Genomic DNA, 21,226 nt, shown 5'->3' on the forward strand with positions numbered 1-21,226 from the left:
GAATCGTCACACGCTGTGCAAAGAAGTTCGCCCCCTGCCCCGCCCATAAAAACCGAAGCCATGCGCCGAAAACAAAAAGCCCCGGCACGTGGCCAGGGCTGCATTTGTTTGGGGCGCAATGCCCCGGACAAATTGTGACCGATTGCGTGACCTATGGGGCGGGGTCTTGTGACGGAACCGTCACACGCCATGCATAGGTACGGCCGTGCCCGCCTTGCTGGGGCTCTTGAATCAGCACGCTGCCGGTATCCTGCAGCGCATCCATGGCGCGCTGGATGCCTCTTTGCAGGCGTGTCTTTTCAGGAGCAGACAGACACCGGCCGCGTGACACATGACGGACCAGCTCCATCAAACGGAATGAGCGGCCGGGATAGCAGGCCATCAGATCCATCACCTCGTGCGCGTACTTCACGCCAGCCTCCTTTCCACCAGGCCGCGAAAAAGGCCCAGGTACAACTTGTATTCGGTTTCGGTCAGGGCCACGCCGGTCGTATCGGCAATCCAGTCCAGCGCCTTCGCGCGGCGCGCCCTGCCGTCCAGCTGGCCGAACATCACGTTCTTCTGGGGATATTCGGCAATGATGATCATGCGCTCGTGCCAAGGCAGCGCGGCGTGCATCGCCTCGACCTCCATGGCGTGGTGATGGTTGATGGGCCGGTAGTCCTCCTCTTCGGAGAGATACACCTCCATGTTTCCCACCGTAGCGCCGGACCAGGTCCATCGGGCCCAGTTCCAGATCAGATCGTCACCCGTCAATTTACTCATCAGCCACCTCGCATTGTTTACCTGTCTTGCCGTTGGAACCGTTCTTCAGACGGCCCTCCGTATCCTGGCTTTCGCCCTTGGCGCGCTTGAGCATGTCGGCGATGCCCTTGCTCGGGTGGTCGCCGCGCGCGATGCGCGCCTCCCACTTTTCGATCCAGCTCCGGGGCGGACATCCACGGTCCCTCAGAACCTTCTGCGCGCCCATTTTCTTGAGCGCCGCCTCGGCCTCGGCGCGCGTGGCCAGCGTCTGGCCGGGCGCGGGCAGCGCTGGGCGAGGCAGCGGGATATCCGCCCACACGCCCTTCGCCAGTTCCTCGTTCAGCGTCTTCTCCCAGCGCGCCTTGATGGCCCCGTAGGTGCAGCCCAGCAGATCCACCGTGCTCACGCCCACCGCAGCCCAGTACACCGCCGGATGCGACCAGGCGCCGCGCTCGCCGCGCCTGCGCGCGGACAGGCCGCGCACGGCCTCGTGATACGCCACTTCGGGAACCATCCACGGGCAACATAGTTTGATGAACTGCGGCAGCGTCGGCGGCCATTCCTGAGTCAGGCAGGCGACCAGGCCGCGGCGCACCTGCACCTCGTCCAGGCCCGCCAGCTTCTGGTTCCATGAATCCTTCAACTCGCGGGCGGTCAGACCCTGCCATTGCTGCGCGAACTTGGCGCCGTACATCAGCAGCATTTCGTTCACCACCAACGCGCCCATGGTGGCGGAAGGGATGTCAGCGGGTTGCATCGATCGTCCCCATGAACCGCTCGCGCGGCCTGCCATCGTCGGCCAGTACTTCTCGCAGCTCCTCGGTCCAGTCGGCCAGGCGTTGCGCCCTGCCTGCCGGTTGTTGGCCGGCTGTAGCGGATGTCCGCGGCGGGAAGAGGCCCTGATACCCGCCCGCGATGCTGTTTGCGATCACGGCGCCTGGCCGGTGCCCTGCGGCCAGATAGGCGGCAAGCTGTTGCAGCTGGCGCCTGGCGCCCTCCTGCGTCACCGGCTTTTTACGGGCCTTGCGGTCGGCGATCCAGCTGACCCAGTCCTCGCGGTCCAGCCAATCCGGCAGTTCGATCACGGAAGCATCGAATCCGCTTCCCCGCTTGCGGGAGGCGTGTTCTGTTGGTTCCTGGTTCTTGGTTCCTGGTTCTTGGTTAGCTTCCGATCCGCCTTCTGCCGGGCCATGGCCGGGTTGCTCGTCGAAACCCATGGGAAACCCACTGGGTTGTTCCGGATTGCGCCCGCCCTGCCTGGGCCGGCCGCCTCGCCTGCCGTTGGCCTTGGCGGTCTCGGCCTTGACGTGATACGCGGCAATCTCCACGTCCGCCCGCTTGTTGTGCCAATGGCCATCGCGCAGGACGAAGAACTCGGCCAGCACCTGCGCGGCCGCCTCTCTTTCTTCTTCGCTACGGGCGCCCACCCACCGGAATACCTGCTGCAGGTTGTCCACGATGGGCTGCTCTTCGGCGTAGTACCGACGCAGCAGGCGACTGTAGATGGCATCCTCGAGCAGGCTCAGATGCGCCGTAGCCTGTGCGTAGTCACCGATGTTGTGGCTGTAGTAGTTCATGCGTGTTTTTGCATCCCCGCCAGTCTTACCTCGCTATCATTCTTAAATCTTAGAATGCTAAGATTCTAAATGCAAGCCAACTAAGATTGTTTTTGTTTAGCATCCTAAGATGACCTTTCAGAAGCGAATCACACAGGCGTTCAACGAGGAAGCGGCCCGTCGGGCGGACGCGGCCGAGCCACGCCTTACCAAGACAGACCTATGGAAGGCCGCCGGCGCCTCTTCCGGCGCCGCGACGCATTGGTTCAATGGGTCCAACGGCATGGACATGGCGACCTGCATCAAGGTCGCCCCGCTGCTGCGCGTGAACGCGCAATGGCTGTATGACGGCACCGCCCCGAAACTGCCTGCGCGCGATGGATCCCTGGCCGCAGCGGTGCTGGCGCCCCCTCCGTGGCCCTTCCCGGGCATCCCGGAAGAACAGGTGCGGGCATTGCCCCCGGATCAGCTGAACAAATTGCAGGGCGCGCTTGCGTTGGCGATCGCGCAATTGAAGCTGGGGATTGACGTATCCCCTGGGACTGCCGCGCCGCAAATGCCGACGGTCCTGCGCAGCGACTCGCTGGTGGACACCTATTTGTCCCGGGACGAGTTCCCCATGCGCATCGATGACCTGCCCGCGGCGCCCTGGGAAGGCGGCAAGACCACGCGCCAGACAGAGCGCGAAGGCCGGGTCCGGATCAGCACCCAGACAGGCGTGGTCGCCAACGTAGGCGTGGGCGAACCGCCCGCGGCCAACGACAGGTTCGAGAAGGTCCCGGAACTGGCCGACGTGCGGCTGGCGGCGGGCGACCCCATCGAGAACCACGCCGAAGAGCAAACCGGCATGATCCAGTTCCGCAAGTCATTCCTCAGATCGGTAGGCGCGGACAACGGCCGGGGCCGAGTCGTCTACGCGAAGGGCGACAGCATGGAACCCGTCATCCGTGACGGCGCTGCCTTGCTGGTGGTCCCCAACGAAAGCCTGACGCTGCAGGACATCGCCGCCGGCGGCGTCTATGCCATCAACTACGACGGCAAGATGATCGTCAAGACGGTGGCCAGGGAACGGCTTACCGGACAATGGGTGGCGCGCTCGTTCAATTCCTTGCACGATGACATACCGCTGGAGAACGGGGCATCGGTGCGGGTGTTGGGGCGGGTTGTGTGGGCCGGTGCAAGGTTGCGGGATGATGAGGCGGGGCGGTGGCGGGTTGAGTGATGGGGGTCTCGGGACCTCGCCTTGCGAGCAATCGCGGGAGCCAACCTCGGGTAGCTTTTTCTTGGCCGAGATTCGCTCCGCTCGCAGTGCATCGGGTTTATGAAGCAACCCGGGCACGACAAATGGCCGAAAGGCTTCCGCGCAAGCAAAATCTTTCATTTTGTCTCCTGCGGACGCGAAAGATCCCGCTAAGGCGAGCAAAACATTCAGGCTTGTAATCCGATCTAAAGTTCATACAATCGGCAAGGCAGCACCCCTCAATTATCCTTTTATGCGCCTTTGGAGGCAAAATGTTCCGGAGACTTGCGAAGAAGCTGCTACTTTCCATTCCCGACATTCGCCGATTGATAATGGAGAGAGACGCAGCGCAATCTGAGTCTGACATGGCACGGCGCGAAATTGAGGAACTTCGCCTCCGAATAACATCCACCGAAGATGAGCGCCTTAGCCTTGCAGAACGATTGGCTCACGCACTACCGGAACATTCGAAAACGGTCTTTTCCCACTGGGGTGAAGACAGTATCGAACAGTTCATCTTCCAAGATTTGAGTACCGGCCGATATCTTGATATAGGCTGCTACCACCCCGCTCTGTATTCCAATACCATGGCCCTCTATCAGCGCGGATGGACAGGAGTCAACGTTGACCCGAATCCATTCATGATCGAACAGTGTGGAAAGTACAGGCCCAAAGACACAAGTATCAACAAGGCGGTGGGTGCCGAGAAGGGGCACATGGAGTACTACAACTTCCACGATTGGGCCTCGAGTAATACCGCGAACAAAGATTTCGCCAAGGCTGTCGCCGCTGTCAGCGAGATAGAGGTTCCCGCACCGACGCTGGTGGAGGTACTGACTCTTGCGGACATCATCAATGAATACTTCCATGGGAAGGCGCCAGATTTCCTCAACATTGACGTTGAAGAATTGGATATCGAGGTGCTTGATTCTGGCGATTGGGAATCCCACAGGCCCTCAGTGGTAGCCGTCGAAGACATCAGCTTTGTTGCTGACCGGCCGGCTGATTCCACGATCCACCGATTTATGCGAGAGCGAGATTACATCCTCTTCTCGCGGTGTATTTTCACCAGTCTTTACATCGAACGAACGTTCAACAACTCTGGCCCTAAGTTCCTTAGCTGATCCGTCTATATTGGACGCCCCATAGCTCCCACGTTTTGGATCATGGCTTGCTCCGTCTTCGCGACCGAAAGAAAATATCAGACTCTAAGGTTTCCCCACGAATTCATCTGCGTCCTCCCATTGATTCGGCGGTGTCGTGAGGTGCTGGCAAAGAAAGCCCAATCACCGACGTTTCAATCAGCGCCAGAGCCCGCTTGTAAGCCCCCCCTGTCAAGTTAACACCGGTTGATAGACGATCGTAGCAAGGGTTAACCGGGGCATGAAGTGCACCGGGGGGGGGGGCACATGGCGATGATCCGATCATCGAACCCGGTGAAGCGCCGCTCGTGTCTGGGGATCAGGATCGGAGCGAAGGAGCCGTCCCGGTCGCGGGCAGTTCCACGCGCACCGGGCCATGCTCAGTCAGCACCGTCTTGCCGCTGGCGCCGTTGCGCTTGTCAGCCTGGCCTTCGGGCTTGTCCTCGCCTGGCCGATATCCCAAATGCAGGTTCATCTCCGCGGCCATCGTTCGCTCGATCACCGCCTTCTGGAACGACAGGAACAGATCCTGAACCTCACTGGGTGTCATCGGTCCCTTGACCAGATGATCCAGCAACTCGGCCGGCACTTCGGGCAGCGGCCCACGGGCCGCTGCCCGAGCGGCGGCTGTGCGTTTCTTCTTCATCGGCATATCCATGATCTTTAGTCCTCATGATATGGCTCGCACACAAGATTACGGATAGGCCCGTCGCGCAACGCCATCCCATCTATGTTAGATTCAGCGCGCTCCGTATATTCGAGCATTCCTACAAGCTTAGCGCCGCGACTCTGGCACATAATGCGAAAAATCCTGTTTCTTTTATTGGTGTTAGTTCTTGCGTCCGGCGCTTACACACTTAGTTCCGGTGCCACGCTGTCGGCGCCGGGACCGCTAGCCGCATTGACGCTCATAGGCACAGCAGCGATCTTTCTCCCAATTCGCTCATGGCCAACCCCAAAAAGGCTGGCGCTTCCCGTCTTGACCACCATCTTTTTCGCGCTGGCGTTCTGGTCGGCTGCCCCTGCGTTCCACACCTACCCCACCGTTACCCTGACAGTTACAGGCGAAAAGGGGGAGTCTGCTAAAGGGGCGGAGGTATGGGTCTTAGGAACGGGACATCGTTCCGGCCCCATGAGCGTCAAGGGATTCGAGGGGTGGGCGCCGCGGGACAACGCTATTGTCGGTTTTGAGGGCACTAAGAAAACCATACTCGTCCCTCCGAGCTGGCCCGACGGGGGAGTCATTCGGTTCGCGACCGGACAGTATGCTGGAATCGTCGAGATCGCGGCCAATGAATACCATTCCAGAATTGACCTCTATTCACCGACTGGAAACAGTATAGATGTAGCGTTGCCCGACTTAATGCCGGCAGATTTCTCCATGCCATTTAGAATTGCGACCACCGCACTTTTCGCATGGTCGATTCTCTTGCTGAGCGTGCGAGCGTCGAAACTAGCGACGAGGCTCCAGTATTTCGTCGGTTTCGCAGCGGCGCTGACCGGCGTCCTAGTCTGGCTCGGGACAGCAAAAATGTCCGCGGCAGGCCCCGTCGAATTGCTGATTGTCAGTCCGGACATGGCAACTGCAACAGAGCCGCGACGCGCGACGGCGTACCTTGGGACTCGTCACGAATATGCGGAAACCCTACCGCTGCCGATTGATAACTATGCGAATCAGCAGGCGTACCACGTCCCGAATACAACTCCTACGGTCAGCCTGCAACCAACCATTACGCCGCTGGCAATTTTTAACCCGATTGACATCTATCGATCGCGCGAGAAAGCCCTTGAATGCAACCATGGACGGCCCTTAATAGCAGAGTTTGATCCGAAAGCGGAGGTCGGTGTCAAAATCTCCACTGAAACAGCTACAGCGTTTGAACTCGTAGCGCCCAAAGTTTCGACAACGGCAGACAACAGCTCCACCCCCGCACGGCGCTACTTGGTATGCCTGCCGTATCAAGACGGCTTGCTGGTCGCTTGGTCTGGCGCACACTTGAAGTATGGTGGTGCATGGACAGCCCCTGTAGGCGCTGTCCAACGAATACGGCTGGATGCGCCCGATACACCACTTTTCGTGCTGCGCATGTCGTCTGGTTCATCCAGTTTCACCCCTTTACAACACATCGGGAAGAACGAATATTCATATCCGGCCATACCATCGCCGCTGACACACGCCGATCAGGCACGCAGGTTCGCGACATCACTGCTCGCCGCATTGTGCGTGTTGCTGCTGCTTCCGATCTTCGAGGTATGCAAATTGGCCCGGAGATACTGCCTTCAAGCAGCCGGTAGCTGCTTGCTGATCGTGGGCGCCTGGATGGTATTCACCGTCAGCGTGGGATGGCCAGCCTTTTTCGGTGGTATAGACGCCATTAGCCCATTCAGTCTGCACGGTGTCGGCGGCATGGACCTATGGTATGGAGTAGGGTATCCCCTGTTCGTCTCCGCCATGATCAACCTCGCCTCGCCTGAGTTGTCGTTGCTGCTGAAAGTGACTGTGGTCGGTCTTGCCGTACTATGGGTGGCATTACAGGCATTGAACGTCGGAGCGAAAGGACCGCAGGTCTGTGTATACCTCGTCGCCATACTGGCGTTCACTGGAACCACAATAGTCTCGGCAACCGAATTGCGCGACGCTACCAACGCAGTAGCGCTCAGCGGCTTTGGCATCTATGTATTCGCATTGTTGACCAAGTATCGCGCGACTGATCAGCAATTGCCAGGCTGGCACTACCTGCTGCTAGCGATCCTCGGCGCCATGATTGTGTTGCTACGAATAGACAACGTCGTCTTCATCGCACCGCTATTGGCTGGCTTTGCATTTGGTCGACATTGGCGGCACAGCATGCGTGCATGCTTGGCCATCGCCGCCATATGGGCGAGCATAACGCCGATAGTAGTCCCATACGTAATGGACAACTACGACAACTGGCAACACAACGCCAGACTCTACAAGCAAACCGCCCTTATCAACCCTCTTGTGGGAATGCTACGCGGGGGCTCCTTGCCTCCCACCGAGCAAGTGGCACTATCTGCAACCCTAGGCAAAGTGCTCAATGTGGATTATTCCATCGAACACTGGACGCCATCGGACATCATCTATTGGCATCAGACCAATAAGGGTCCCGGTACACCAGAAGATCTTGCAGAGTTGCAGAGAGCCTTCGTGGTGAATGCCATGCGGCATCCGGTCGAATTTGCCACGCTACGTACCGCGACTGCCCTGAATGCACTGGGCATGGACAACACAGCCGCGTGGATGGTAAGGAAATATATTGACCGCCCATTCTTTCGACTTTCCTACGATGACCAATTTTCCGGCAAAGATGCTCGGTTGAAAGATATGGCGATCCTAGCTGGCTATCGAGCGCCAGTACACCTGTACCCCACTCTTACGCAGAACGTTCTTTCCTGGTATGAACGCCTCGCGTTGGGAACTCCACAAGTATTGCTCGCATTTGCGCTACTTTTCTGTTTCCGCCGGGTTCCAGCAACCTCTCTGGTAGCTGTTGCTGTCCTATTGAGAGTGGCTGTATTCTGGCTACTGCAACCGGCGTCGGTATTTATGTACTTGGCGGAACTACAGATCCTCGGATCTCTGCTGCCTCTAATGGCATGGACGGAATGGCATCAACGCTCCCTCATCTCGTCAAACACTCGTTCGCTGGCTAGTCCTGCGAGTGGGGGGGAACGGTCTGCAATAGCCGCAAGTGTCTCAGCTCAATCGATAGCGCGCCCGAATACGTAGGCGAGCAAATCGATGAGTTGCTTCCCGCTGCGCTTCCGAGGGAAGAGGCAGGCTCTCGGGAGCCTGCCGCGCGGGCCAACGCATTTGCTTGCTCACGCCTACCTGGCCTATATCCACCGATGCGGCAGCATCCCGGCGATCTGATGATTTTTCTGCCTCGGCACTCTCGTGAGCACGCCCTTCAGATAGGCATACGGATCATGTCCGACGGGATCAAGCTCATGATGGCGGGCACCAGCGCCTGCGCGAACATCTCGCTGTGATCACACACCTACTTGCCATCGATGTGGAGTTCGACGCTGCAAACGCCCGGCAGAAAGTCAGCTTCTCGGTGACCCCCCGCCCATGCGCGTCAGGCAGTAGCCGCAGCGGCACGGCGTGGACACGGGTTCGTGATGGACGTCGGCGCACGGTACTTCGGCCGGGAACCATATGCGGCGCGGCACCTGCTATTCGAGAGCTGGACGAAGGCCTCGTCGCAGGTGGTCACACAGCATCCCTTGTACTTTTCGCTCTCCAAGGCACGTCCCACCACGCTGTTACCGCCAAGTTAGATCAAAGACCAGCGACGCTTACGACTTTGCCTGGCACACAAACCCCACAAACGACGGAGAAGCACTATGACCGACGCAGAATTGCGAGAGCGACCGAGTAAATTTAAAAATGTGGAAGTTTCCTTATTCTTTAAAGATCCACATTGCGAAATGAGATCAGGCACTTTGCTTCCGCGAAAGTGCCTGATCTCATTTGAATTCTTTGGGGTGGCTGATGGGGCTCGAACCCACGACAACCGGAATCACAATCCGGGACTCTACCAACTGAGCTACAGCCACCTCTGATACTGCTTTTCTTCTTTGCCGTGCTGCTTTCGAAAGCTGCTCAACAACGAAGAGGCCGAATTCTAGCACGTTTTTTTAATCCGTGTGAAACCTGCCCCGCCGCCCCTCTTGCCAGCGCGGGCCACCTTGCTATCCTTCGCCATTGATCATCTACGGAGGCCGCGCTTACGCCATCGCCATGGACCGCATACACGCAATCTTGATCGATTACTGGCCCCATCTGGTATTTGCCATCAGCATCGTTGCCGGGACGGGCGCGGCGGTGCATGCCGCGATGACCAAACAGGACGTGCGGGCGGCCATAGGCTGGGTGGGGGTGGCGCTGTTTTCGCCGCTGTTCGGCGCGCTGTTCTATTTTGTGGCGGGCATCAACCGGATCCGCAAGACGCGGCTGTCGCAGCAACGCGACGAGGCGATGGTGGTGGATGCGGAGCAGGTCGAGACCGCGCCGGTGGATGTGGCGCCGATCTCGGGCCAGCAGTTCGCGTCGCTGAAGGTGCTGGGCGACCGCGTCAGCCGTTTCCGCCTGCTGGGCGGCAACGCGGTGCGGCCGCTGGCGGGTGGCGACGAGGCCTATCCGGCGATGCTGCAGGCGATCCGCGAAGCGCGCCACGCGGTGGCGATGCAGAGTTATATCTTCGACAACGACGCGATCGGGCGGGAGATGGCGCAGGCGCTGATCGAGGCGCGCGAGCGCGGGGTCGAGGTGCGGGTGCTGATCGACGCCATCGGTTCCAAGTACTCGCGCCCGCCCATCGTGCGCATGCTGTCGCGCGGCGGGGTGCCGGTGGCGCGCTTCATGACCAATCCGCTGGGCGTGCTGCGCATGCCCTATGCCAATCTGCGCAGCCACCGCAAGGTGCTGGTGGTGGACGGACGTCTGGGCTTTACCGGCGGCATGAACGTGCGCGCGGCCTTCGTCAGCGCGTTGGCAGGCGACGACACCAACCGCGATACGCACTTCCGGGTGGAAGGACCGATCGTGACGCAGCTGATGTCGGTGTTTGCGCACGATTGGAACTTCACGACGCACGAATCGCTGCCGGCCAGGCCCTGGTTCGATCCCGAGGCCTTGCCCCCCACGGGCGACGTGCCGATGCGCTGCGTGCCGTCCGGCCCGGACCGCGCGCTGGGCAGTACGCACAATATGCTGCTGGGCGCGCTGGCGGTGGCGCAGCGCCATGTGCGCATCCAGTCGCCCTACTTCCTGCCCGACCAGACGCTGATCGGCGCGCTGGCCACGGCCGCGCGGCGCGGCGTGGTGGTGGACATCGTGATTCCGGGCAAGAACAACCTGCGGCTGGTGGACTACGCGATGACGGCCCAGCTGGACCAGGTGGTGCGCACGGGCTGCCGGGTCTGGCGTTCGCATGGCGCGTTCGACCACTCCAAGCTGATGACGGTGGACGACGCCTGGGCCTATGTGGGTTCGTCCAACCTGGATCCGCGCAGCCTGCGGCTGAACTTCGAGCTGGACACCGAGATCTACGATCCCGGCGTGGCACGCTGGATCGGCGCGCGGGTCGACGGCCTGATCGCGCAGGGCCAGCGCGAGACGCTGGAGAACCTGCTGCGCGCGCCGTTCGCCAAGCGCCTGCGCAACAAGGTGATCTGGCTGGCTACGCCTTACTTGTAGCCCCCCAAGAAGCTCAACCGTCGGAAGCCGGCGCGGGTGCGGCGCGCACCGCGAAGACCGCGTTGGCCTTGAGCATGACGCGGCCTTCGACCTGCAGCAGGCAGGTGGCGTAGATCAGCCGGCGGCCCTGCTTGTCGATGCGGACATGGGCTTCGAGCCAATCCCCGGGCTTGACCGGGTTCAAATATTCCACCGACATCTGCACCGTGACCACCGAGGCCTGCGCCTGCTCGGCGATGGTGTGGCCCAGCGCGCTGTCGGCCAGCGTGGCCAGCAGGCCGCCATGGGCGATGGCGTGCATGTTGGTGTGCGCCTGCCCCACGCGCAGCGCCAGGACGCAATCGGCGTCGCGCTTGTAGAGCGCGCCGAGCTCCGCCAAGTGCTCCATGAAGGGGCTGCTGGGGCGCCATGGCGCGAAACCGGAAGGAATGGAGTCTGTCATGCTCAAGCCTGGTTTTTTCACGCGGAATACCTCAAGTATCGCAAAGAAGACCGCGGCCGGCACCGCTACCCGCAAACCTGTGATCGCGGCGCGGACGATCCGCAAGTCAGAGTAAGATTTACGCCATAACAAACCCCTACATGGCAGGAGCAGTGGAAGATGGCGAAAGTCGGCATGGTTGGTATCGGCCTCATGGGCCATGGCATTGCAAGCAATCTGGTCAAGCATGGTCATGCGCTGACCGTGCTGGAACATCCGGGCAACCAGCCCCTGGACGCGTTGAAGGCAGCGGGCGCGACCAGCGTGACCGATGGCGCCACGCTGGCGGCCCAGTCTGATGTGATCATCCTCTGCGTTACCGGCAGCCCGCAGGTCGAAGCCGTGCTGCTGTCCGAGGGCGGCGTGCTGGCGGGCCTGCGTCCGGGCACGGTCATCATCGATTGCTCGACGGCGATCCCCTCTTCCACCGTCAAGGTGGCGCAGGCCGTGACGGAATCCGGCGGCCGCTTCCTCGATGCGCCGATGACGCGCACCCCCAAGGAAGCCGCCGAAGGCCGGCTCAACCTGCTGGTGGGCGGCGACGCCGCGCTGTTCGAGGAATGCAAGCCGCTGCTGGCCTGCTTCGCCGAAAACATCACGCACGCCGGCCCCATCGGCGCCGGCCATCGCATGAAGCTGCTGCACAACTACGTGTCGCTGGGCGTGGTCGCGCTGTTGTCGGAAGCCGCGGCCTGCGCGCTGCGCGCGGATATTGACCCGGCGGTGTTTGCCGAAGTGTTGGCCAAGGGCGGCGGCGGCGGCGTGGCGCTGGAACGCATCAAGCCCTACCTGCTGGAGCAGGACCCGTCCTCGCTGCGGTTCTTCATGTCGAATGCGCAGAAGGATCTGTCCTACTACAACACCATGGCCGCGGAAACGGGCGCGGTGCGGGAAATCGGCGCGGCCGTGCAGCACACGTTCGATCAGGCCGTCACGCAAGGCGGCGGCGACCGCTACGTGCCGGAACTGGTGTCCTTGCTGAAGGACCGCTAGGACGGCCTCAGAGGCCATCGCGTCCGGCGTCACGGACGCGATGGCAGACGCTGCGGGCAGCATCGGCCTGCAGTCCGCGGGGCTCAACGCCCCGCCACCGCCACCCCGCGCGGCAAGCCCCGCGCCGGCAGGCGCAGGGAAATCAAGGCGGCCGCCAGCAGCAGCGTCCCCGACGAGCCAAAGGCCACCCAATGCGTGCCGAAGGTTTCGTAGGCCCAGCCGCCCAGCCATGAGCTGATCATGCCGCCGACCTGATGGCCCAGGTAGACCAGCCCGTAGAGCACGCCCACCAGCCGCACGCCGTAGACGTCCGCAAGAATGGCCGACGACAAGGCGATGCTGCCGGCCCACGCGATGCCGCCCAGGGTAGCCGCGGCGTACAGCTCCCAATGCGCCCCCACCATGACCAGCGCGAAGAAACCCAGCCCGCGCACCAGGTAGATCGCGGCCAGGATGGCGCGCCGTTCGACCTGGTCGGACATACGCCCCAGGACCAGGGTGCTGAAGATGGCGACCAGGCCGATCAGGCCTATGCCCAGCGAACTGGTGGTGGCGTCAAAGCCATGGTCCATCAGCATGGGCACGCCATGCGTGCCCAGAAGGTTCATGCTGAAACCACAGGCGAACAGGCCCAGCGCCACCTGCCAGAACGGCAGCGAGTTCAGCGCCGCGCGCACATTGGGCGCCGGCTGCTTCGCCGCAGCTTTGGCCGGCCCGGCCTTGTCGATGATCTGGTGCGGTAGCAGATCGGTGTGCTCGGGCGCTTCATCGCGCATGACGAAGAGCGCCATAGGCACGGTCAGCAGCGCGAACAGCGCGGCGAAACCCAGCAGGGTTTCCCGCCAGCCCACGGCGGAGATCGCAAAGGTCAGTGTCGGCGTCATCAGCGCGATGCCGGCCATGGAGCCAGTGGACAGGAAGAACAGCGCCATGCCGCGCTGGCGCGTGAACCAGCGGCTGATCACCGGCGTCAACGCCACCGGGCTGGTGAAGCCCAGGCCGATGGACAGCGCCACGCCGAAGGACAGCAGGAACTCGATGGGCCCGCGCGCGTAGACCGTCCAGATGATCGACAACACGACGATGGCGGTGCCGGTAAGCAGCACGAAGCGGGTGCCGCGCGTTCCGACCAGATACCCCGCCAGCGGCATGGCCAGCCCGTAGCAGAGCATGCCGAGCGCGACGATGCTGGAGAGCGTGCTGCGCGTAAAGCCCAGGGTGTCCGCGATGGGCAGGAAGAACGGCCCAACCCCCATGCGCAGGCCGACCGTCAACAGGGTGAGTACCGTAGCGGCGCCTACGATGTTCCAGCCGAAATACCAGCCGCCCGACTCTTGCTTCTCCACTTGCGCTTCTCCTCGATATCTTCTTGTGGCCGCTATGCGCGCCCAGATTCGCCGTCGCCGCCCAAAAGGCGCGGCGGGAGCGAGAAGAACGAGGCGTGTACCGGCTTGTCGTTACCAGCGGCCTGACGACGCCGGACGCGTCATATTACTCCTGGCTATATGCCTGCTCCGCCCGGAATCCCGGAATCTGTTCGGTGAGCGGTCACCGAAGCGCTGTATAGTGCTCGCCATTTCGTAGCGCCCGAAGCAGACCGTGAAGTCCAAGACCTCGATGTTCGCCCTGTCCCGCCAGGAAATCGCGCTGGTGCTGGTCACCATGCTGTGGGGCAGCACCTTCCTCATCATCCACATCGCCATGCAGCACAGCGGACCGCTGTTCTTCGTGGGCGTGCGTTTCACGATCGCCGGCCTGATGGCGCTGCTGATGTTCCGTAAGCACATGGCGGCGATCACCCGCCAGGAGGTAGGCGCCGGCATCGCCATCGGCTGCGCCCTGTTCCTGGGCTATTTCCTGCAGACCTACGGCTTGCAGACCATTACCAGCAGCCAGTCCGCCTTCATCACGGCGATGTACGTACCCATCGTGCCGCTGCTGCAATGGGCCGTGCTGAAGAAGCCGCCGGGCCTGATGAGCTGGGTGGGCGTGGCGCTGGCCTTCGCGGGCCTGATCCTGCTGGCGGGTCCGCAAGCGGGCGCGCTGAATTTCAGCGTGGGCGAAGCGGCGACGCTGGCCGGGGCCGCGGCGATCGCCGCGGAGATCATCCTGATCGGCCACTATGCCAAGAAGGTCGACAGCCGCCGCGTCACCTTCGTGCAGCTCTTGACGGCCGGCCTGGTGTCGTTCGCACTGATGCCGGCGATGGGCGAAGCTGTGCCGGAATTCTCGTGGCTGTGGGCCGGCGCGGCGATCGGCCTGGGACTGGCCAGCGCCATCATCCAGCTGACCATGAACTGGGCGCAAAAATCCGTATCGCCCACCCGGGCCACCGTGATCTATGCGGGCGAGCCCGTGTGGGGCGGCATAGTCGGACGCCTGGCCGGCGACCGGCTGCCGGCGCTGGCGCTGGTGGGCGCCGGCCTGATCGTGGCGGGCGTGCTGGCGAGCGAGGCCAAGTTCACCCGCAGGAAAAAGCCGCAAGCGCAGGGCGCCGATTAGCGGGCCAGGCGCGCGATCAGGCCTGCCTGCGCGGGGTGCAGCCGTTGCAGTTCGGCGGCGTCGGCCAGCTCGAACTCGCTGAACTCGAAGCCCGGCGCCACCGTGCAGCCGGCCAGCGCATAGCTGGCCTGGTCGGCGAGTTCTGCCGCGAACCAACTGCCAGCCGGCACGACCGCCTGGAATGCGGCATCAGGATCCTTCAGCGCGTCGCCCAGCCGCAAGCAGCGGTAGGCGCCATCCGGCGTCAGCACATGGACAAGCAGCGCGTCGCCCGCATGGAAATGCCAGAGTTCGTCGGATCGGATGCGATGCCAGGTCGACCAGGCGCCGTCGCACAACAGGTAGTAAATGGCGGTGCTGGCCGAGCGGCGCGCGCCGTCGCCGCGCGTCACGGCATCGGCGGCGCGATAGGTTTCGCGGTAGTAGCCGCCTTCGGGGTGCGGCAACAGGTCCAGGCGGCGGATGAGGTCGGCAGATGCGGTCATGGCGGGACGGGCGCGTGGAGGATGGCGCCAGTCTAGAGCAAAGCCGCGCGTCCTAGGCCGCCTGTTCCAGAAACGCCTGCAGGGCCGGCACGGTATTCAGCACGTGCTGGCGCATGGCCGCTTCGCAGCGCGCCGGGTCGCGCGTCTGCAGCGCGGCGATCAGTTCCTGGTGCGATTCGCGCACGCGCAGGACGCGGCCGGGCTGGGCTACCCACAGGCGCATGTAGGGTTCGACGACGGAATGCAGCTCCGAGATCTGGCGCAGCAGGCGCGGCTGCTGGCAGAAGCTGCACAGGTACTCGTGGAATTCGCGATGCGCGGTGATCCAGTCCAGATGTTCGCCCGGCCCCTGCTCCAGCTGTTCCAGCAGCAGCGACAGGCGGCGGATGTGTTCGGCGCCCATGTGCTGCACCGCGTTGCGCATGGCCAGGCCTTCCAGTACGGAACGCATTTCGAACACTTCCAGCATTTCCTGCTGGTTCAAGCCGCGCACCACCGCGCCGCGGTTGGCGCGGATCTCGACCAACCCCTCGGAAGCCAGCCGGCGCAGCGCGCCGCGTACCGGCATGCGGCTGGTGCCGATTTCGGCCGCGACCACCTCGGGCACCAGGCGCTGGCCGGGCGCATAACGGCCCAGGCGGATTTCGCGCTGCAGGTGCAGGTAGGCCTCGTCTTCGGCGCTAATGGCTGTCTTCTGGAATTGCAGCATTGGAGTCCCGGGGGGCTAGGGCCGATGGATAGGCCCACGAAAGCCGCCATGATAGATAACCGCAAAAATAACACAAATTGGATCCAGTGATCCATGGATGCAAATACTAATAGCCCCGCACCGCCCGCTTGCGTCTAATCCCTGCACGCACTCCATAACGCGATCAAGGGGAATTCATGAAGTTTCGTTTCATCCGGGCGCTGGCAGGCGCCGCCGCCGTGGCCTTTGCCGCCCAAGCGGGCGCCCAGGCAACTGACTGGCCGCAGCATCCGGTGCGCATCGTCGTGCCGTTCCAGGCCGGTTCCGCCACCGATCTGATTTCGCGCCAACTGGGCGCCGCGCTGTCGACGGAACTGGGCCAGCCCTTTGTCGTCGAGGCCCGTCCGGGCGCCGCCGCGGCCATCGGCAGCGCCTCGGTGGCACGCTCGGCCCCCGACGGCTACACGCTGCTGATGGGCGGCCCTGCCGCCATCGTCACCAACCGCTTTCTGCAAAAACGCCTGGCCTACGACCCCGACGCCTTCGCGCTGGTGTCGATGGTGGCGTACACCCCCAACATCCTCCTGGCCAACCCGTCGCAGCCGTTCAAGACCCTGCCGGAAATGGTGGCCTACGCCCGCGCCAACCCGGGCAAGCTGACCTACGCCTCGTTCGGCACCGGCACGACCTCCCACATGGCGGGCGAAATGCTCAAATCCGTGGCCGGCATCGACATCCTGCACGTGCCGTACAAGGGCGCGGGCGAGGCCATCCCCGCCCTGCTCAGCGGTCAGGTCTCGATGTACTTCGACACCATCATGACGGGTCTACCCCAGGCCAAGAGCGGCGCGCTGCTGGCGCTGGGCATGTCCAATGCCAAGCGCTCGGCGCTGGCGCCCGAGATCCCCACGATTGCGGAACAGGGCTACGCCGGCTACGACATCGCGCCGTGGTACGGTCTGGTCGCCCCCGAAGGCACGCCCGCCCCGGTGCTCGACAAGCTCAACCGCGCCGTCAACAAAGTGCTTGCCGATCCGGCGCTGCGCAGTAAGCTCGCGGAAGCCGGCGCAGAGCCCCGCGGCGGCAGCCGCGAGGAATTCGCCGCCTTCATCAAGGCCGAAATCCCGCGCACCAAGCAGCTGATCGATCAGGCCGGCATCACGCCGCAGTAATTTTCACTACGAGTTTCCCGTTTCCATGTCCTTACCCTTCGATTGGTCTTTCCCCTACGCCTCCCGGAAGATGCCGGTCCTGGCCGCCAATGCGGTCGCCACCAGCCAGCCGCTGGCGGCCCAAGCCGGGCTGCGCATGCTGCTGGCCGGCGGCAACGCCGTGGACAGCGCCATCGCCACCGCCATCGCGCTGACGGTGGTGGAACCCGTCATGAACGGCATCGGCGGCGACATGTTCGCGCTGGTCTGGCATGACGGCCAGCTGCACGGCCTGAACTCCAGCGGCTGCTCGCCCGCCGCGTGGACGCCGGAGTACTTCGCCGGCCGCGACGCCATGCCCGGCACCGGCTGGGGCACGGTGACCGTGCCGGGCCAGGTCGCGGGCTGGAAGGCGCTGTCGGAACGGTTCGGCAAGCTGCCCTTCGCGCAGCTGTTCGAACCCGCCATCGCCTATGCCGAGGAAGGGTTCGCGGTATCGCCCACCATCGCCCGCCAATGGGCCACTCAGGCGCCCAAGCTGGCACAGGAGCCGGGCTTTGCCGCCGCCTTCCTGCCAGAGGGCCGTGCACCCCAGGCCGGCGAATGGTGGCGCTTTCCCGCGCAAGGCAAGACGCTGCGCGCCATCGCCGAAAGCGGCGGCGATAGCTTCTACCGTGGCGAGCTCGCCCGCAAGATCGCCGACTTCGCCCGTCAGACCGGCGGCGCGCTCAGCGCCGAGGATCTTGCCGAGCACCGCCCCGAATGGGTCACGCCGATCTCGCAATCGTTCCGCGGCTACGAACTGCACGAGATCCCGCCCAGCGGCCAGGGCATCTCGGCGCTGATGGCGCTGGGCATGCTGGAACAGTTCGACCTGGAAAGCATGGGCCGCGACAGCGCGGACTACTACCACGTCAGCATCGAAGCGATGAAGCTGGCGTTCGCGGACCTGCACCACCACGTCGCCGATCCGCGCCACATGCGCACCAGCGCCGCCGCCCTGCTGGACCGCAGCTACCTGGCCGAGCGCGCGCGCCAGATTTCCATGGACCGCGCCAGCGTGCCGGTCGCGGGCACGCCCGCCACCGGCGGCACCGTTTACCTGACGGCGGCCGACGCCAGCGGCACCATGGTGTCCTTCATCCAGTCCAACTACCACGGCTTCGGTTCCGGCGTGGTGGTGCCCGACACCGGCATCAGCCTGCACAACCGCGGCCTGAACTTCGTGTTGACGCCCGGCCACGCCAATCAGGTCGCGCCGCGCAAGAAGCCGATGCACACCATCATTCCGGCATTCGTCACGCGCGGCGGCCAGCCGCTGATGTCCTTCGGCGTGATGGGCGGATCGATGCAGGCCCAGGGCCATCTGCAGATGGTCACGCGCCTGGCGGCGTTCGGCCAGAACCCGCAGGCCATGAGCGACGCGCCGCGCTTCCGCGTGGAAAAAGGCCCGGTGGTCAACGTGGAATCGCACCTGCCGGCGGACGTGGTCGACGCGCTGCGCGCGCGCGGCCACAATGTCGCGGTGGCGCCTGCCGACAGCCTGGAATTTGGTTCGGCGCAACTGATCTGCCGCCTGCCGCAAGGCGGCTACGTGGCCGCGTCGGATTCGCGCCGCGACGGCCAGGCCGTGGGCTTCTGACCCGCTCCGGCCAGGCGCCACGCCTGGCCGGGTTCGACGCTTCAAGCATCGCCGCCGCTTCGGGCGGCGATGCGCTTTTGGCCGCCTGGAACACGTCGGACGACGCCATGTTCAGGCCCGCTAGGCGCGTTGCGGCAGCATCAACGCATAGTGCCCTACGGCGGAACAGACGCAGCCGCTGCTGCAAATCGCACCTGACGCACCAACGCGGCTTCTTCAGCCATGATCCAGCACTGTGCCGAAAACGCCAGCGTGATCGCCGAGGCTTGCACGCCCTAGGCCTTTCGAGAAAATTCTCATTCTTTTGCACCTCCCCACCAACCAAGATTGCGGGATCCACAGCAACGCGCCAGCCTCCTCGGCAAACGCCGGTACAACGCCAAGCCCGCGAAGGCGGCATGTATCGGACGCCTCGGCTGCAAGCACGCGAGATCCCCATGAAATTCCGCGTTACCCCACTCGTGGCAAGCCTGCTCGCCGCTACGCTGCCCGCCCTCCCCGGAATCAGCCGGGCCGCGGAGCACAGCCAGATCAGGCTGCATGATCCGGACGGCAAGGGCCATATCATTCTGGCGCCCGGCAGTCTCATCCCCCATACCGGCAACGATCCCGCCATCGATGTCTCCGGCGCGGGCAACATCGTCGAAGGCGACCAGGTCACGATCAGCGCCGAGCCGGCCTCACAATCCGCCAGCGTGCGGGCCAGCGCGGGCGGTCGCGTGACGCTCACAAACAGCACGGTCACGGCCAGGAACAACCCACAGGGGCAAGGCTCCCACGCACTGCATGCCCAGGGAACGGGCAGCATCATCGATGCCAGCGACACCAACCTGTCCTTGAACGCCAGCTACTCTCATGGCGCCTACGCGCAGGATGGCGGCAAGATCGTGCTGAGGGTCGGGGTCGTTTCGACCGGGGGCGGCAACGCCTCTGCCCTGCATGCCAACGGGCCGGGCAGCACGATCGAGGCAGGCAGGCTGACAATCGCCACCAGCGGCGATCTCGCTTCCGGAGCCGTGGCGGAACGAGGCGGCTCCATCACGCTGGTGAACACCCAGATCAAGGCCACGGGGGATACCGCCCACGGTGTGCAAACGCGGGAACGCGACGGGTTTGTTTCGGTGCGCGACACCGACATCAGTGCGGCGAACGGCTCGGGCGCCTATCTCGAAGGAGGAAGACTCGAGATGCACGGCGGCATGCTGACCTCGGCCAAGCAGGCCGTTCGACTGACGTCGACATACCAGGGACAGGCAGCGACCGCCAGCATCCGCAACGCCAGGCTGACTACCACGGGCGACTTTCAATATGCAATCGACCTCAGAGCCCCCGGCACCGCGATAGATCTCGAAGACACGACTGTCTTGGCTACCGGTTCGGAGGGCCGCGGCATACAGCTCGTCGGTAAGAACACGGCCTTTTCCGCCAATCGCTTTGCCATCGCCGCCAGCCACGTCGGCATTGACAGCCGGGCCGGCAAAGTCACGCTGAACCAAGGAACGGTCGCAACCCGCATAGCCCACGGCCATGCCTTGTATGTCTCGCGCGAACTCGGCGACTCCGCCACCCTGGAGGCAAACGCAGTCCGGATCGAAACATCGGGCGCCGGGGCCATAGGCGCGCTGGCCCAACGGGCCGGCGCGCAAATCCATTTGCAAGATTCATCGGTGATCACCCATGGCGCAGGCGCCCAGGGCTTGGCCGCCATGGAAGGCGGCGGCAGGCTGTCCGCGCGGAACTCCACGATAACCACCACGGGCGCCAGCGCCGACGGACTGCTTCTGCGCAACGGAGGCGATGCCCTGCTGGACAACACGCAGTTCGACATCACGGGACTCGGAGCATCTGGTATGCGGAGCACGGGCTCCGATCCCGGCATGACCAACAGCGTGATTCTGAAGAACGGCTCACGCATCACCACACGGGACGGCGCCGCCCTGCGGATAGCAGGCGGCAATCATGTGTTGACGCTAGAGAACGCCACGGTCACTGCAAGCGCGGGCGGCCAGGAAAACACGGGAATCCTGCTGCATTCAAGTGCGCTCCCCGTCATCGACCTGGGCGGAGGGAGCCCGACTATGGTGGAAGCCCGACAGATTCGGCTCTCCGCGGCCCGCTCGGTGCTGACGGGCGACATCATGATCAATAGCGGCGCCGCAGACGTCTCCCTGCGAGACGGGTCCGTCCTGACCGGCGCGGTCATCCAGCGCGACAAAGGCCGCGTCAACAGCCTGACGCTGGACAAATCCAGCGCCTGGCATGTGCGCAACGACTCCATGCTGCGCGAACTGAACAACGACGGGACAGTGCTGTTCGCAACGCCAGCGCAGAGCGGAGAATTCAAGACCCTGACGGTCAACAACTACTCGGGCGGCG

The 21,226-nt window shown here is 63.4% G+C and carries 17 protein-coding genes, 1 tRNA gene and 2 pseudogenes; 9 read left to right on the plus strand and 11 right to left on the minus strand.

The window, feature by feature from the left end; all coding sequences use genetic code 11:
* Positions 1 to 151: 151 nt before the first annotated feature.
* From NGK62_RS32105 to NGK62_RS32120, 4 genes are read right to left on the minus strand one after another with little or no spacing between them, the layout of a single operon-like run.
* Positions 152 to 412, minus strand: coding sequence for a hypothetical protein (locus tag NGK62_RS32105; protein WP_059371883.1), 261 nt, complete (start codon positions 410 to 412; stop codon positions 152 to 154).
* Positions 409 to 765, minus strand: coding sequence for a hypothetical protein (locus NGK62_RS32110; protein ID WP_059371882.1), 357 nt, complete (start codon positions 763 to 765; stop codon positions 409 to 411). The genes NGK62_RS32105 and NGK62_RS32110 overlap by 4 nt, the downstream gene beginning before the upstream one ends.
* Positions 758 to 1,501 (minus strand): hypothetical protein, encoded by a 744-nt coding sequence (locus NGK62_RS32115; protein ID WP_059371881.1) that lies wholly within the window; start codon positions 1,499 to 1,501, stop codon positions 758 to 760. The genes NGK62_RS32110 and NGK62_RS32115 overlap by 8 nt, the downstream gene beginning before the upstream one ends.
* A complete protein-coding gene (locus NGK62_RS32120) occupies positions 1,488 to 2,321 on the minus strand; it encodes a YdaU family protein (protein ID WP_251882125.1) in 834 nt (277 codons plus the stop codon). The genes NGK62_RS32115 and NGK62_RS32120 overlap by 14 nt, the downstream gene beginning before the upstream one ends.
* 109 nt (positions 2,322 to 2,430) lie before the next feature.
* On the opposite strand from NGK62_RS32120, the gene NGK62_RS32125 reads away from it, so the two are divergent.
* A complete protein-coding gene (locus NGK62_RS32125) occupies positions 2,431 to 3,522 on the plus strand; it encodes a S24 family peptidase (RefSeq protein WP_251882127.1) in 1,092 nt (363 codons plus the stop codon).
* Positions 3,523 to 3,905: 383 nt separating this feature from the next.
* Positions 3,906 to 4,664 (plus strand): FkbM family methyltransferase, encoded by a 759-nt coding sequence (locus NGK62_RS32130; RefSeq protein ID WP_251882129.1) that lies wholly within the window; start codon positions 3,906 to 3,908, stop codon positions 4,662 to 4,664.
* 284 nt (positions 4,665 to 4,948) lie between these two features.
* Here NGK62_RS32130 and NGK62_RS32135 read toward each other — a convergent pair.
* Positions 4,949 to 5,334: pseudogene (locus NGK62_RS32135) on the minus strand (transposase); the annotation flags it as partial.
* A 327-nt stretch (positions 5,335 to 5,661) separates the two neighbouring features.
* Here NGK62_RS32135 and NGK62_RS32140 point away from each other — a divergent pair.
* Positions 5,662 to 8,433 carry a hypothetical protein gene (locus NGK62_RS32140; protein ID WP_251882131.1) on the plus strand — a complete coding sequence of 924 codons (2,772 nt, stop codon included), beginning with the start codon at positions 5,662 to 5,664 and terminating at the stop codon, positions 8,431 to 8,433.
* A gap of 107 nt (positions 8,434 to 8,540) precedes the next feature.
* Here NGK62_RS32140 and NGK62_RS32145 read toward each other — a convergent pair.
* Positions 8,541 to 8,639: pseudogene (locus NGK62_RS32145) on the minus strand (transposase domain-containing protein); the annotation flags it as partial.
* Between the two features lie 551 nt (positions 8,640 to 9,190).
* Positions 9,191 to 9,266: transfer RNA gene (locus NGK62_RS32150), tRNA-His, on the minus strand.
* Between the two features lie 184 nt (positions 9,267 to 9,450).
* On the opposite strand from NGK62_RS32150, the gene cls reads away from it, so the two are divergent.
* A complete protein-coding gene (gene cls, locus NGK62_RS32155; protein ID WP_059372791.1) occupies positions 9,451 to 10,908 on the plus strand; it encodes a cardiolipin synthase in 1,458 nt (485 codons plus the stop codon).
* 13 nt (positions 10,909 to 10,921) lie between these two features.
* On the opposite strand, the gene NGK62_RS32160 is transcribed toward cls, so the two are convergent.
* Positions 10,922 to 11,350, minus strand: coding sequence for a PaaI family thioesterase (locus tag NGK62_RS32160; RefSeq protein ID WP_059371872.1), 429 nt, complete (start codon positions 11,348 to 11,350; stop codon positions 10,922 to 10,924).
* 159 nt (positions 11,351 to 11,509) lie between these two features.
* Here NGK62_RS32160 and NGK62_RS32165 point away from each other — a divergent pair, with 159 nt between their 5' ends.
* The gene (locus NGK62_RS32165) at positions 11,510 to 12,382 is read left to right on the plus strand and encodes an NAD(P)-dependent oxidoreductase (protein WP_059371871.1); all 873 of its coding nucleotides are present in this window, start codon (positions 11,510 to 11,512) and stop codon (positions 12,380 to 12,382) included.
* Positions 12,383 to 12,465: 83 nt separating this feature from the next.
* Here the strand turns inward: NGK62_RS32165 and NGK62_RS32170 are convergent, their stop codons facing one another.
* Positions 12,466 to 13,728, minus strand: a complete 1,263-nt coding sequence (locus NGK62_RS32170) for an MFS transporter (protein WP_251882133.1) — start codon at positions 13,726 to 13,728, stop codon at positions 12,466 to 12,468.
* 271 nt (positions 13,729 to 13,999) lie between these two features.
* Between NGK62_RS32170 and NGK62_RS32175 the strand changes: the two genes are divergently transcribed.
* The gene (locus NGK62_RS32175) at positions 14,000 to 14,884 is read left to right on the plus strand and encodes a DMT family transporter (RefSeq protein WP_118933215.1); all 885 of its coding nucleotides are present in this window, start codon (positions 14,000 to 14,002) and stop codon (positions 14,882 to 14,884) included.
* On the opposite strand, the gene NGK62_RS32180 is transcribed toward NGK62_RS32175, so the two are convergent.
* Positions 14,881 to 15,369, minus strand: coding sequence for a cupin domain-containing protein (locus tag NGK62_RS32180; protein ID WP_118933216.1), 489 nt, complete (start codon positions 15,367 to 15,369; stop codon positions 14,881 to 14,883). The two genes, NGK62_RS32175 and NGK62_RS32180, sit on opposite strands and share 4 nt — an antisense overlap.
* A 52-nt stretch (positions 15,370 to 15,421) precedes the next feature.
* Entirely contained in the window at positions 15,422 to 16,078 is a 657-nt protein-coding gene (locus tag NGK62_RS32185; protein ID WP_059371867.1) for a GntR family transcriptional regulator, read from the minus strand.
* A gap of 176 nt (positions 16,079 to 16,254) precedes the next feature.
* Between NGK62_RS32185 and NGK62_RS32190 the strand changes: the two genes are divergently transcribed.
* The 3 genes from NGK62_RS32190 to NGK62_RS32200 all read left to right on the plus strand — a co-directional run.
* The gene (locus NGK62_RS32190) at positions 16,255 to 17,229 is read left to right on the plus strand and encodes a Bug family tripartite tricarboxylate transporter substrate binding protein (protein ID WP_059371866.1); all 975 of its coding nucleotides are present in this window, start codon (positions 16,255 to 16,257) and stop codon (positions 17,227 to 17,229) included.
* Positions 17,230 to 17,254: 25 nt separating this feature from the next.
* Complete coding sequence (ggt, locus tag NGK62_RS32195) at positions 17,255 to 18,850, plus strand: gamma-glutamyltransferase (RefSeq protein ID WP_118933217.1); 1,596 nt, start codon at positions 17,255 to 17,257, stop codon at positions 18,848 to 18,850.
* 437 nt (positions 18,851 to 19,287) lie between these two features.
* Positions 19,288 to 21,226, plus strand: a 1,939-nt coding sequence (locus NGK62_RS32200) for an autotransporter outer membrane beta-barrel domain-containing protein (protein ID WP_251882134.1), incomplete at its 3' end; no start/stop codon positions are given.

The sequence above is a fragment of the Achromobacter sp. Marseille-Q4954 genome, assembly GCF_943737025.1.
Lineage (GTDB): Bacteria > Pseudomonadota > Gammaproteobacteria > Burkholderiales > Burkholderiaceae_B > Achromobacter > Achromobacter bronchisepticus_A.

Bases quoted from the DNA above. Each gene is read 5' to 3' on its own strand.
- NGK62_RS32160 (WP_059371872.1), bottom strand. From the start codon at position 11,350: ATGACAGACTCCATTCCTTCCGGTTTCGCGCCATGGCGCCCCAGCAGC.
- NGK62_RS32115 (WP_059371881.1), bottom strand. From the start codon at position 1,501: ATGCAACCCGCTGACATCCCTTCCGCCACCATGGGCGCGTTGGTGGTG.
- NGK62_RS32120 (WP_251882125.1), bottom strand. From the start codon at position 2,321: ATGAACTACTACAGCCACAACATCGGTGACTACGCACAGGCTACGGCG.
- cls (WP_059372791.1), top strand. From the start codon at position 9,451: ATGGACCGCATACACGCAATCTTGATCGATTACTGGCCCCATCTGGTA.
- NGK62_RS32165 (WP_059371871.1), top strand. From the start codon at position 11,510: ATGGCGAAAGTCGGCATGGTTGGTATCGGCCTCATGGGCCATGGCATT.
- NGK62_RS32175 (WP_118933215.1), top strand. From the start codon at position 14,000: ATGTTCGCCCTGTCCCGCCAGGAAATCGCGCTGGTGCTGGTCACCATG.
- NGK62_RS32130 (WP_251882129.1), top strand. From the start codon at position 3,906: ATGGCACGGCGCGAAATTGAGGAACTTCGCCTCCGAATAACATCCACC.
- NGK62_RS32125 (WP_251882127.1), top strand. From the start codon at position 2,431: ATGACCTTTCAGAAGCGAATCACACAGGCGTTCAACGAGGAAGCGGCC.
- ggt (WP_118933217.1), top strand. From the start codon at position 17,255: ATGTCCTTACCCTTCGATTGGTCTTTCCCCTACGCCTCCCGGAAGATG.
- NGK62_RS32110 (WP_059371882.1), bottom strand. From the start codon at position 765: ATGAGTAAATTGACGGGTGACGATCTGATCTGGAACTGGGCCCGATGG.
- NGK62_RS32190 (WP_059371866.1), top strand. From the start codon at position 16,255: ATGAAGTTTCGTTTCATCCGGGCGCTGGCAGGCGCCGCCGCCGTGGCC.
- NGK62_RS32180 (WP_118933216.1), bottom strand. From the start codon at position 15,369: ATGACCGCATCTGCCGACCTCATCCGCCGCCTGGACCTGTTGCCGCAC.
- NGK62_RS32185 (WP_059371867.1), bottom strand. From the start codon at position 16,078: ATGCTGCAATTCCAGAAGACAGCCATTAGCGCCGAAGACGAGGCCTAC.